Origin of the sequence: Glutamicibacter sp. NPDC087673, assembly GCF_044743255.1 — a bacterium.
Classification (GTDB): domain Bacteria; phylum Actinomycetota; class Actinomycetes; order Actinomycetales; family Micrococcaceae; genus Glutamicibacter.
On sequence record NZ_JBIUWB010000004.1, the window covers coordinates 355,803 to 367,856 of the forward strand.

The window sequence follows — 12,054 nt, forward strand, 5'->3', positions numbered from 1 at the left end:
TCCTTTATGAGATTTCGGGCTGGGTTACGACTTAGCTCATTGTGCCTCGGCCTCGGACTCGGCGGCTGCGGCTTCAGCGGCCTTCTCCTGGTGGATCACTTCGGCCAAGAGTTTTTCCATTTCCTTGGCGACACCTGCGGCGGAAGCTGGGTTCTGTCCGGTGACCAGGCGTTCGGAGACTTGTACATTCTCTTCGAAGTTATCGGCGGCGATATGCGTGGCGCCTTGCTCGGTGAGCTTGTCGGCCAGGAAGAACGGAATGATCTTGTCCTTGCCTACGGCCACTTCTTCATCGTTGGTGAATGCTGCAACGGTTTTGCCACTTAAGAGTTTCAAACCATGATGCAGCTCGACATCGAGCAGACCGGCCGGGCCGTGGCAGACTGCACCGACAACGCCGCCCTTGTTGTAGATAGCGCCGACCAGCTTTTGCAGACCCTCATTATTGGGGAAGTCCCACATGGTGCCGTGGCCTCCCACGAGGTACACCGCGTCGTACTGTTCGGGATCGACGACTTCAACCCTTGCAGTGTTGTACAGGCCGGCACGGGTCGTTTCGTCCTGGGTGAACTGGACCTGGACCGGGTCGTCCTGATCCACTGTGTCGCGCGGGGGCTGTCCGCCCTTAATGGAAGCGAAGTCGACGAAGTGCCCGGAATCCCGGAACACCTTCCATGGATGTGCTGCCTCGGCGACGTTGTATCCGGTAGGTTCCCTGTCATCACCGATTTCGGAAACGCTGGTCAGGACCATGAGGATTTTCTTCAAGGTGTGCTCCTTTCGCATTCGTCCTTCCACCCTTGTACAACAGGCAGGCTGCCGCAAGGGCGATGCGCAAGTTGCCAGTTTGCTTTCCGGAATCGTGCTCCAGAAGGAGAACAAATGGGACGTGGCTCCTATTTCTAGCCCCGGAGCGAGTTTGGCGTGCGTTGCCAACTAAGCATGCGCTTAAAGCCAACACCCTCGGGGCGGACTTTGCGAGAATGAATGCACCGGCCGGGATATGCCGTGCATCACTTCTTGGACCTTGGAGAGTCATCCCGGATTGGTATCTTTCGAAAGGATTGCACTCGTGAACACCGCCCCTAGCCTGCTCTTGGTCAACGGCACCATCCATACGCTGGATCCGCATGAACGCATAGTCAATGCGATGGCCGTCCGCGCAGGAAAGATTGTCGCGCTCGGAGAGGATGCGCTGGCGCTGCGTGGGCCGGAAATGGAAATTATCGATCTGGACGGGGCCACGATCATGCCCGGGCTGATGGACGTGCACAATCATCACATGCTTGCCGGGCAGATGGACCTGTTCGAGCTCAACGTTCCGCCAACCCTCAACCTGGACGAGTTCCTGGAGGCAGTCGCAGTCTGGTCGGATAAGCTGGCTGCGGACCAGTGGGTCATCGGTGGCAGCTGGGGTTCGGGCCTGTTGAGCGAAATCAATACGCCCCAGGCACTGGCGCGGCTGGACCAGGCCACCGGCGGCCGGCCGGCATTGCTCAAGGATGATGCCAAGCACAACCGATGGGTGAACAGCCGTGCTTTGGAGCTTGCGGGCATCACCGGCGCGACCCCTCACCCCGAAGGCGGGGAAATCATGCGGGATGCCGAAGGCCGAGCCACCGGCGTGCTGCTGGAAGCCGGCGGGGTCATTGTCGAACAGGTCCGCGAATCAATGAGCCCCACGCCGACTTGGCAGTTGGCCGAAGCGGCATCGCGGGGCATGGAAATACTGCATTCTTACGGCATCACCGGTTTCCAGGACGCTGCCGCCTCCTTGCAACTCATGCAGGCCTTGAAAGAACTCGATGAATCCGGGAATCTGCACGCCTGGGTGGTTTCCAGCATGCAGGCCAATGACTTCATTTTCGGGACCCATCCGCTGGGCGAGGGGATCATTGCCGAGCGCGAGCAAACCAGGTCAACTCATCACCGCCCGGATTTCATCAAGATCTTCCTTGATGGCGTTCCGCCGGCAGGGACCGGAGCCTTCATCGAACCGTATCTGGAGGGTGCGGGATTCCCTGAATGCCATTGCGGCAACACCACCATGCCTCCAGAAGAACTCGCGGGCTGGCTGATGAGCACGGCGCGGCGGGGCATTTCCGCGAAGATCCACTGCACCGGCGATGCCTCGGTGCGCCTGGTCCTGGACACAGTCCAGAAGGTGCGCGAGGCAGGTCTGGGCGAGCCGAAATACCATATCGCCCACGGCCAGTTCATTCACCCGGACGACCTGCCGCGCTTTGCAGAACTGGGAGTCACCGCGGATATCTCGCCGTCATTGTGGTTCCCCGGGGTGATTACCGAAGCCATGAAACTCGTCCTTCCCGCCGAGCGGGCATCCAAGATGCACCCGAACAAGACCTTGCTGGCCACCGGGGCGCTGGTTGCCGGCGGCTCGGACTGGCCGGTGAGCGTTTCCCCGAACGCCTGGGAGGGAATCTACGGTCTGGTCACCCGCAAGGATCCTACCGGAGCTTTCCCCGGAACGCTCTGGGAAGAAGAAGCCGTGACCTTGGCTGATGCCTTGCGCATCTACACGATCAATTGCGCCAAGGCGATGGGACTGGGTGACCTGACCGGGTCGCTGGAAATCGGCAAGTCCGCCGACTTCATCATGCTCTCGGCAGACCCATTTGAGGTGCAACTCGAAGAGCTGCCGCAGATCACTGCGCAGCAGACCTGGTTCAGCGGACAAAAGGTCTACGACCGACTCGGATCCTCGAGCGTGCCGGTGCGCTAATCGCGTGCCCGGCACGTTGTTCTCAGCCGGCCAGGGTATCGGCCGGAGCATCCATTATTTACCCGCGGCAACTCGCCGCTGTCTCGAAGGAAAGCCATGGACTCGATACTGGCTGGCGCGCACACAAAAACGGGCGGCGAGCGCGGAACCTACTTCTACATCGGTGCCTACAGCGCGGTGCTGTACATGGTGCTGCTGACCGCACCGGTGATCGCCTCCAAGCTGGTGGCGCAATTCGACCTGACGGCCACCCAAGTAGGCGGGCTGCTGTCCATGGAGCTCGGGGCCTTCAGCTTGGCGACTATCCCAGCCTATCTGTGGCTCAAGCGCGTCAACCTCGTGACGGCAACTCGTGTCTTCACGCTGGTTGCCGTGGCCGGAAATGTGGTCTCGGGCTTTGCCGACAACTACGCGCTCTTGGCGGTGTGCCGCATTGTGACGTCCCTGGCTGCTGGCTCGATCACCGTGGTGATCCTGAGCTTGAGCGGCAGGAGCGCGAACCCAGGACGGGCCTACGGCTTATTCGTTGCGGCCCAGCTGGTCATGGGCGCCGTGATTCTGGCGCTCTTCCCTGTGCTCTTCGCGGATTCCGCGGTGTCTGCGATCTACTGGACCATGGCTGGGCTAGCCCTGTGCTGCATGGCGGTTGCGCACCGCATCGATGGCAACGTGCTGTTGGGAAGCGCCGCTGACCCGGCTGCCGATAGTGCCAACTATGGGCACCGGCCAGCCCCGAGATCCAAGGCGTTTCTGGCCCTGGCGGCGGTAATGCTTTTCTACGTAGCGTTGAGCGGGGTGTGGTCGTTCATGGGGCAATTCGCGGCGGCCGCGCAGATCAATTTGGGTACGACGAGCCTGATTCTCGCTGTTGCGACAGTCCCGGGAATTGCTTCGTCCTTGCTGGCCACATTCCTGGGCGACCATCCGCGCCGCCCGCTGTTCCTCATTCTCGGTTATCTGGCGATGCTGCTGTCCATCGGTTTGCTGTTCGGGTTGAGCGGAGCCGTGCAGTTCGCGGCCGCGGCGATCATCTTCAAATTCTCCTGGACCTTCATCCTGCCCTACTTGCTGTCCACGGTCTCCGACCTGGACTCCAGCGGCCACCTGATGAATTCCACGAACTTGATGATCGGCATCGGGTTCGCGCTTGGACCAGTTCTGGGCGGCATGCTCATCGAGGCTGCCAGCGGCTTTGGGGTGCTTCTCGCCGCCTGCAGTGTCGGAGTGCTGCTGTCCATGACCTGCGTGGTTCTCGTCCAGGGCCGCAACCAGCACGGCTTGCCCCAGCGCGTCGTTCCAATGGGAATTCCTGAATAGCAGTGCACGGCCCGCCACCGGCACATACCAACCAGTGGAAATCAACGACTTTCCAGGACCTGCGCCGCGGGTAAAGGTGCCGAGGCATCTTCAGGGACCACAACGATTCGCCCAGGTCGCCATGAAGCCCCAGCCGGTGTCCTCGATCCTGCGAGGATCACGGACACCCGCTGGGGCCCAGGCGCGCTTTTCCGATTGGCGAGGCGCTAGACTGCCAGCTTGCGGCGGATGAATCCGGAAGCCTGGTCAACGACGATGATCAGAATCAGCACGATGATGATGTGCGTAAGCATCGTATCGAACTGGAACGACTTGATCGCCTGGTTGATGAGCAAGCCGATGCCGCCAGCACCGACCAGGCCCAGGACCAGTGACGAACGGACGTTGACGTCGAAGCGGTACAAGAGCAAGCCAACGAACTGCGGGATCACCAGCGGCAGGGCGCCATGGGTAAGTTGCTGAACCCGTGATGCGCCGGTGGTGGACAGCGCTTCTTGCGGGCCCTGATCGGTTTCTTCCAGGGACTCGGCCCAGAGCTTTCCCATCACTCCCGTGTTGTGGCAGATCAGCGCCAGCACACCTGCGAAGGGACCCAAGCCCACGGCGGTGACGAAGATGAGCGCAAAGACGATATCCGGTACCGCGCGGAAGAAGGACAAGATGCTGCGTGCTGCTTGGTAGGCCAGCGGATGCGGCGTCGTGGTGCGGCATGCGAGCACAGCGAGCACCAAGGCCGTAGGAATGGAGAAGGTCGTACCCAGCAAGCCGATCCACAAGGTGACCAGCGTTGCCTCCAAGCCAGGAAGTATGACTTTGTCCCAGCTCAGATCCGGCGGGAATGCGTCGCTGATGAATCGTGCCATCCCGCGCCAGCCATCCACGAGCAGCGCCGGATCAAAATCAGTTCCCGCGATGGCCAGCAGATGAAGGGCGGCAATCACTGCAACTGCGGTAATCCAAAGGGTACGCCGGGCGGCCTTGTGCGGGTCCCTGGGCAGTGCAGGGGCGGATTTTCCAGCGATCATTTGCGAAGTGCTTTCCACTGCCTGCTCCTTGATGCGAGTCCGGGTATGGAGGCTCATGCTGCAATCCTCTCGGGAGAGTAGAGAACGTCCAGGAAGTCGTCGCCGAGATTCTGGACCGGACCGTTGAAGGCGATACGTCCATGCAGCAACCCGATCGCCCGGTCTGCGTAGCGTTGCGCAAGCTCTGGCTGGTGCAGAACCGCGGCGACTGCAAGGTTTTCGTCGTGCGCCAAGGTAGCGAGCAATTCCATGATGTTCTCGGCCGCATGCGGGTCCAGGGCGGAAACCGGCTCATCGGCAAGCAGCACCGACGCGCGCTGGCACAGGGCCCTGGCGACGGCTACGCGCTGCTGCTGTCCGCCAGAAAGGCGCCCGACCTTGTCCAGGGCGCGATCGGCCATGCCAACCCGGTCCAGGCAGGCCATTGCTTCTTCCCGCAGTTCGCGGGAGAAGAAAGCGGGGGAGAATGAGGCCAAGCCGGTGACACGGGCCAGGGCGCCTGCGCAGACATTGTCCAGTGCTGTGCGGCGGGGCACCAGATGGATCTTCTGGAACACCATGGCTGCCCGGGATCGCGCACGGGCTAGAGCGCGGCCTTGGAGATCGGCCAGGTGGATGCCATCCAATTCGATGCTTCCCGAATCCGGCGTTGTCAGTCCCGCGACGCACTTGAGGGTGGTGGATTTTCCGGAACCGTTGGCACCCAGAAAGGCCACGAGCTCGCCGCGGTTGACGGTGAAATCGACATCATCAAGCACGCGGCGCTGGTTGAAGGACTTGGCCAGGGACTTCACTGAGAGGGCCGGACGGGCCAATTGCGTGGTGTCCATGGTTAGATATCGTCCTCGGTGAGGCCCATTTCGGAAGCCAGGTCGAACAGCGGGCCGTAGGTTTCCTTGGTGACTTCCAGCAATGGGCCCGGAGGGGTCACATCCAGGAAAGCTCCTACCTGGGCGATATCTTCCTCCGGCAGGTTCAGCAGCGCGTGCTTAACGGCTTTCTTCAATTCCGGGTCGGCATCGGCGCTGATGGTGATCGGGTCATTCGGGATGGGTTCCGAGGTCCAGATCTGGCGGTAGTCTTCCGGGTTGAAGGTACCTTCTTCTTCGGCAACTGCCTGGGTCTGCGAGTTGAGCTGGGCGGCGTCGACAGTTCCGTTAGCCAGGGCCAGCAGTGCTTCAGGATGCCCGCCTGCGTAGTTCAAGTTGACTTCCGACTCGGCAATGCCGGCAGTCTTCAGCGCGTAGCGCGGCAGGACATCTCCGGAGGTCGAGCCCACGCCGCCCAGTGCGAAGTCCTTTCCGCGCAGGTCTTCGAGGGTCTTGATTTCTGAATCCTTCGCAACCCAGATGCCACCGGTGTAGGTGCTGAGCTCGCCTCGGGCGGTCCCGAAGGACACTAGCGGTTCAGCGCCGGCCTGCTGGCTGGCGAACACGTATCCCACGGGACCGAACTGGCCAAGATCCAGTTTTCCATTGCGCATTGCCAGTACCTCTGCGGCGTAGTCCTCGACAACTTGGACCTCGACTTCGCATCCGAGCTCGCGCTCCAATGCGTCGGCGAGCACGCCGTACGCCGGTTCGAGCTTGGCTGGTGCCTCGTAGGGCTCGATGCCGAAATTGATGGGCCCATCGGCGCAGAACGCGGGGGCCGCGGAGTTAGCTTGCTCATCTGCCTGGGCGGACCCGCAAGCGGTGAGGGCCAGCAGCCCCAGCGAGACGGCAGAGAATTTAAGTGCCTGGGCGATCTTCATGGTTTGCTCCAATGCGTGGTGTAGTTAAGCTAGGCGGTGATCGACGAAGCCATGGCCGGCTTGGCGAGGTCTTTGATGTTCTTGTCGGCCAGGCCGAAGGACAGGGTCATTCCGACTCCGGCGGTAACGGAGACTACGGTAATGGCGTTGGCGGCATTGCGGATGAGCAAGGGGCCGATAGCGCTGGAGGCATAGATTCCTTGCCAGCGTTCAATGACTTTCAGCTCGATGCCACTCATGTAGCCCCCGATAGCCGAGAGCAATGTTTGCGAGGTCGCTTCCTTGAGGAAGGGGGGTTGGGTTGCGGCGTAGCTGTGCGAATCTCCCATGAGCAGGGTGCCGTCAGGCCTTTGGGTGAACATGACATTCGCCTGGATATCCAGCAGCTCCGGGTGCTCGGCGAGAACTTCAGCCTGCAGGGCCTTGGCTGCTGGCACTTCGGTGAAGGCCTCGTAGCGCAGCATGGAAGTGGCGGTGAGGACGGCCGGCTTCAATTCCAGGTCTTCGGAAGCTTCTGCGCGGAGCATCTGCAGCGCGCACCGGCTGATCTGGTGCTCCTGCGCGATCTGCGGGAAGAGGTAGTCCACGTCGTGTCCGACGCAAACGAAAACCTGGTCGGCCTCGAAGGCGCCGCGATTAGTTTGCACGCTGGCCCGGCGATGCCGGCCGGCACCGAATCCCAAGGCGCTGGTGCTGAACTGGACGCTGCCAGCAACATGGGCGTTGACCCACTGGGCCAGCTTGGCCACCGTGGTTCGCGGGTCGACACGCAGGTCATCACGCAGGAACGCGCCGCCGAGAAATCCTTCGGTGCTTTCGCGTCCAAGCTGTTCTGCGATGTCCTGCGCGTTGAGCATCTCGACCTGCCCGGTTTCGCGGCGCGCAGACAGTTCGCGCAGGACCTGCAATTCCGTTTCTGTCGAGGCCACCACGACAGCTCCCGATTCAACGGCCCAGAAGCCAGCGCGTTCAGCGTAGTCAAGCCACAAGGGACGTCCTGACTGCGCCAGATCGTAGAGTTCGCCGGACTGCGCGGTGATGCAGCAGTGGCCGAAGTTGCGGACCGATGCGCCGATGGCCTCATGGTCACGATCAATGACGATTACCGAGAAGCCGGCGTCCAGGGCTCGCGCGGCATGGGCCATGCCGACAATGCCGGCTCCGATCACCAGCACATCTGCGTGGTTGGCGACTGGCTGGGTCTGTGGGAAATTTTTTTCGTTGCTCACGACAGTGATCATCCATGCTTGGGATGAGCGGATTCAACCCGAAATGGCACTTGTTTGAACAAGTTCGCCTAGAGTTCAGAATGGGGTCCGACTATTCACTTTCAGTTCACTGGAACGTCTTGTGAATCGCTGATTTCGCGATAAAACCACTTGTATGATCAAGAGGTGATGGAGAACAAGAAGCAACCCAAGTACCAAGCCCTCACCACCTGGTTGCGGCAGGAAATAGCGGCTGGCACATGGCACGAAGGAGATGTCCTGCCCAGCGAGGCAGAGCTCTGTGCCCGCACCAGTGCCTCGCGTGGCACGGTCCGGCATGCGCTCGCCCAGTTGCGTTCGGAGGGCCTCATTGCGGGGGGACAAGGCAAGCCGCCAATCGTGGCGCAACAGGTGCAATCCCAATCGTTTACCACCTTCATGTCCTTTACCGATTGGGCGCGCTCCATCGGATTGGAGGCTGGCCAGGAAACGCGGGAATTGGCGCAGCGCCCGGCCGATGCCCTCGTGGCCGAGCAGCTCGAACTCGAAGAAGGTGCCAAGGTGGTGCAGATCCTGCGCCTGCGCTTTCTCGATGGGAGCCCGGCGATGCTGGAGCGGACTAGCTTTACCCAAGAAGTCGGCCGGCTGCTCTTCGAATTCGATGCGGATGACGGTTCGATTTTCGAGTACTTGCGGGAGCAAGGCGTAGACCTCTACCGAGGCAAGCACACCATCGACGCGGTGGCGGCCGATGAACTGGACGCGCAGCTGCTGGGTGTCCGGCTCGGCGCCCCGCTCCTGCGCGAACGGCGCGTGACTTCCGCCAAATCGGGGCAGAAACTTGAGTACTCCGATGATCGGTATTTGCCGGATCTGGCCAACTTCACCATTGAAAACACCAGCGAGCATCGCGCCTCATTGAGCCGTGTGCGAAGCATTGCTGTCTGAACAGGAAAACACGATGAAACGAGAAGACATGTTTGAACTCATTGCCTGCGATATGGCTGGAACGACCATTGACGAACATGCCGATGTGTACCGGGCTCTGGAGAATGCGGTGTGCGAATTCGGTGTTGAGGTCAAGGAGGAGGATCTGCAGCATTGGATGGGCGCCGAGAAGAAGGAAGCGATCAAAGCGCTGATTGAACTTGGCGGAGCTGTTGCCAGCGATGAGCAGGTGCAAGTGCAGTTTGATCGTTTCCGCCATTTGCTGCTGGGGTACTACCGGGAGAATCCGCCCGTCGCTTTGTCAGGTGTCGTGGAAGCGCTGGAACGCTTGGCTGCCAGCGGCAAGAAGATCGCGTTGACAACGGGGTTCTCGCGCGATGTTGCCGATATTATCCTCGATGGCTTGGGCTGGAAGGTCGGTCCTGGCGAACTTCTCGACGCAGTGGTTGCCGGTGATGAAGCCGCAGCGGGACGCCCTGCGCCGTACATGATTCATCGAGCCATGGAGTTGACGGGAATTCGCGATGTAGCCAAGGTTGTTGCCGCAGGCGACACCGCCAACGACCTGCTGGCCGCGCATCACGCGGGAGTGCATGGGATCGGTGTGCTGACCGGGAAGCTGGGCCGCGAAGAGCTGGACCGGTTCCCTCATGCCGCCATCCTCGAATCCGTGGCGGAGCTGCCGGATTATCTCAAGGCGATCGAGCCCGCGGCCGTGTAGTTCGACCCGAGTAATTTTGCAATGCGGAAGATATGTTTCGTTTCGGGTTGGGATGCGGGATATGCTGAGCTCTAGTTGGAACATCCCATTGAGATGAAAGAGAGTCGTCATGAGCAAGACTGTTCTTCAGCGCCACCTGTTCGGACCGGGTCCATGCAACCCGTATCCCGAGGCAACGGCAGCGCTCGGCCTTCCGCTGCTGGGCCATCTGGATCCGGAGTTCATTGCACGCATGGATCGCGTTGCTGATGGCTTGCGTACTCTCTGGGGAACCGGAAACTCCCGTACCTTGCCTTTGAGCGCCACGGGCTCAGCTGGCATGGAAGCCGCTTTCGTCAACACCATCAACCCAGGTGACGTAGCGGTCATCGCGATCAACGGCTTATTCGGCGAGCGCATGTGCGAAGTTGCCGCGCGCGCTGGCGCTGAAGTAGTCCGCGTCGAGCATGAATACGGCACGCCGATCGATGCCGAACGCGTTGCCGCGGCGCACCCGAACCCAACCGTCATTGCCGGCGTGCATGCTGAAACCAGTACCGGAGTTGTTTCCGATATAGCCGCGCTGGGCGCAATCAAGGGCGATGCACTGCTGATCACCGATGCGGTGACCTCCATTGGCGGCATGCCGGTGCTGGCTGATGAATGGGGGATTGACGTTGGCTATGCCGGCACGCAGAAATGCCTCGGCGTGGCTCCGGGATTGGCACCATTTACCATTTCAGACCGTGCTTTCGAGCGCCGCGTCCAGAAGCCCCAATCCTGGTATCTGGATCTGGGCTTGCTCGGCGGCTACGCCACAGGTTCCACCGGGGGCCAACGCACCTACCACCACACCGCACCGGTCTCGATGGTCGCATCGCTGGAAGCCGGCATCGACCGCATCCTGGCTGAGGGCCTGGACGCGGTCACCGCCCGCCATCAGGAAGCGGGAGGCTTGCTGCAAGATGGCTTGCAGGAAATGGGCCTGGAGCTATTCGCCCAGGAGGGGTACCGCCTGCCGCAGCTGACGACGGTCTACGTTCCTGAAGGCGTTGATTCGGCGAAGGTCCGTGGATACCTGCTCGACCGCTTCAATATTGAAATCGGCGGCGGTGTCGGCAAGTACGCGAGCACCGTATGGCGCGTCGGCATGATGGGCCCCAACGCTAATCCGGGTTCGGTGGCGCTGCTGCTGGCTGCGCTGAAGGAAGCGATCGACAAGGCCTAAGCCCGTGAGGGCCGTGGCCTACTGAGCGGAAAGCAAGGCGGGGCCAACCAGGAGATGGAATGGTCCCGCTTTTTGCTGTGGCCCTTGGGCTAGCCCAGCTGGTCTTGTGAATGCGCAAAGTGCAGCTGCACCGAATCGTCACCGGTCGAAAGCCTGGCGTAGCCGCCAATCGGCAAGGTGAACATCGGGGAAGTGTGGCCGAAATCGAGGTTGGCCACAACCGGGATGCGCTGCAGGATCGGGTGCTTTGCGATGACTTGCTCCAGCAGGCTACGGGTGATGCCGGATTGCCGCTGGAAACGCCCAATGGCCAGCCCGGTCAGGCCAGCGGCGCTAGGGGACTGCAGGAAAGAGGCGAGCTTCCGGGCGATTTCGTGGATGTCTTCGGAGGAGTCTTCCTCGATGAAGAGCATCGCCCCGTGCAAGGATGGCATGAATTCGCCGCCCTGCAACAAATGCAGCGTGCCCAGATTCCCTCCAATCACCGTGCCCGTGGCCGCTCCCTGATTCAGGATCCACGGTCCGCCGGATGCCTGGACGGACCTGTTGTCTTGATCCATGAACCACAAATCGTCGGTGAATTCGCTGGCGTGCTCGATGGTCCACGCGTGCTCGTGGGTTGCGGTCCGGAACCACTGTCCGGTTGGTTCAAAATGATCACGCATGCCGAAGCTGGACCAATGCGCGCCGACATAGGTAACGAGGCCGGTCTTGGCATGCACGGCGTTAGCCAGGGCGGTGAAATCCGAATAGCCGCAAAAGACCTTGGGATTGGCGGCAATGAGATCCCAATCGAGGTAGGGGAGCAGCTCGTTTGAATTGAAGCCGCCAATGACCGAGATGATTCCGGCGACAGATGGATCGGCAAATGCGGCGTGCAGATCGGCCACGCGCGACGGGATCGGCGAGCTGTCGAAGTCATCGTTCTCGTCTACGTGATCGCCGAATTCCTGCTTGAGCCCCATGGCCTCGAAGCGTTCAGTGATCCACTTCGTATTGTCGTATTCCATCACGAAGGCGCGGGAGCACGATGGCGCAATGGCCCTGATGGTGTCTCCGGATTGCAATCGGGCTGGGACAATCGTCGGCTTCTCATGGCTTGTCATGCAATCAGTCTAGGGTCTGGCTTGGC

The 12,054-nt window shown here is 61.0% G+C and carries 11 protein-coding genes; 5 read left to right on the plus strand and 6 right to left on the minus strand.

Features of this window, described 5'->3' with window-relative positions:
• Nucleotides 1-36 precede the first annotated feature (36 nt).
• A complete protein-coding gene (locus ACIOTL_RS11845) occupies nt 37-768 on the minus strand; it encodes a type 1 glutamine amidotransferase domain-containing protein (RefSeq protein WP_388023946.1) in 732 nt (243 codons plus the stop codon).
• A 304-nt stretch (nt 769-1,072) separates the two neighbouring features.
• On the opposite strand from ACIOTL_RS11845, the gene ACIOTL_RS11850 reads away from it, so the two are divergent.
• Together ACIOTL_RS11850 and ACIOTL_RS11855 are read left to right on the plus strand one after the other, a co-directional pair.
• A complete protein-coding gene (locus tag ACIOTL_RS11850) occupies nt 1,073-2,743 on the plus strand; it encodes an amidohydrolase (RefSeq protein ID WP_388023945.1) in 1,671 nt (556 codons plus the stop codon).
• Between the two features lie 96 nt (nt 2,744-2,839).
• Nucleotides 2,840-4,060: an MFS transporter gene (locus ACIOTL_RS11855; RefSeq protein ID WP_388023944.1), complete on the plus strand. Its 1,221-nt coding sequence runs from the start codon at nt 2,840-2,842 to the stop codon at nt 4,058-4,060.
• A 206-nt stretch (nt 4,061-4,266) separates the two neighbouring features.
• Here ACIOTL_RS11855 and phnE read toward each other — a convergent pair whose 3' ends face one another.
• The 4 genes from phnE to ACIOTL_RS11875 are packed head-to-tail and all read right to left on the minus strand — an operon-like array spanning nt 4,267 to nt 8,067.
• Nucleotides 4,267-5,142 carry a phosphonate ABC transporter, permease protein PhnE gene (gene phnE / locus ACIOTL_RS11860; RefSeq protein ID WP_400342796.1) on the minus strand — a complete coding sequence of 292 codons (876 nt, stop codon included), beginning with the start codon at nt 5,140-5,142 and terminating at the stop codon, nt 4,267-4,269.
• On the minus strand, nt 5,139-5,915 hold the full coding sequence (locus ACIOTL_RS11865) for a phosphonate ABC transporter ATP-binding protein (protein WP_388023941.1): 777 nt from the start codon (nt 5,913-5,915) through the stop codon (nt 5,139-5,141). Before ACIOTL_RS11865 ends, phnE begins: the two co-directional genes overlap by 4 nt.
• A 2-nt stretch (nt 5,916-5,917) precedes the next feature.
• Nucleotides 5,918-6,838 (minus strand): phosphate/phosphite/phosphonate ABC transporter substrate-binding protein, encoded by a 921-nt coding sequence (locus ACIOTL_RS11870; protein WP_400342798.1) that lies wholly within the window; start codon nt 6,836-6,838, stop codon nt 5,918-5,920.
• Between the two features lie 29 nt (nt 6,839-6,867).
• Nucleotides 6,868-8,067: a TIGR03364 family FAD-dependent oxidoreductase gene (locus tag ACIOTL_RS11875; RefSeq protein ID WP_400342800.1), complete on the minus strand. Its 1,200-nt coding sequence runs from the start codon at nt 8,065-8,067 to the stop codon at nt 6,868-6,870.
• 168 nt (nt 8,068-8,235) lie between these two features.
• On the opposite strand from ACIOTL_RS11875, the gene ACIOTL_RS11880 reads away from it, so the two are divergent.
• From ACIOTL_RS11880 to ACIOTL_RS11890, 3 genes are all read left to right on the plus strand, one after another.
• Nucleotides 8,236-8,994 (plus strand): GntR family transcriptional regulator, encoded by a 759-nt coding sequence (locus tag ACIOTL_RS11880; protein WP_400342904.1) that lies wholly within the window; start codon nt 8,236-8,238, stop codon nt 8,992-8,994.
• A 13-nt stretch (nt 8,995-9,007) separates the two neighbouring features.
• Complete coding sequence (locus tag ACIOTL_RS11885; RefSeq protein WP_400342802.1) at nt 9,008-9,715, plus strand: phosphonatase-like hydrolase; 708 nt, start codon at nt 9,008-9,010, stop codon at nt 9,713-9,715.
• A 109-nt stretch (nt 9,716-9,824) separates the two neighbouring features.
• Entirely contained in the window at nt 9,825-10,922 is a 1,098-nt protein-coding gene (locus tag ACIOTL_RS11890) for an alanine--glyoxylate aminotransferase family protein (protein WP_332730822.1), read from the plus strand.
• Nucleotides 10,923-11,011: 89 nt separating this feature from the next.
• Here the strand turns inward: ACIOTL_RS11890 and ACIOTL_RS11895 are convergent, their stop codons facing one another.
• Nucleotides 11,012-12,028, minus strand: a complete 1,017-nt coding sequence (locus ACIOTL_RS11895) for a S66 peptidase family protein (RefSeq protein ID WP_400342804.1) — start codon at nt 12,026-12,028, stop codon at nt 11,012-11,014.
• Between the last annotated feature and the right edge of the window lie 26 nt (nt 12,029-12,054).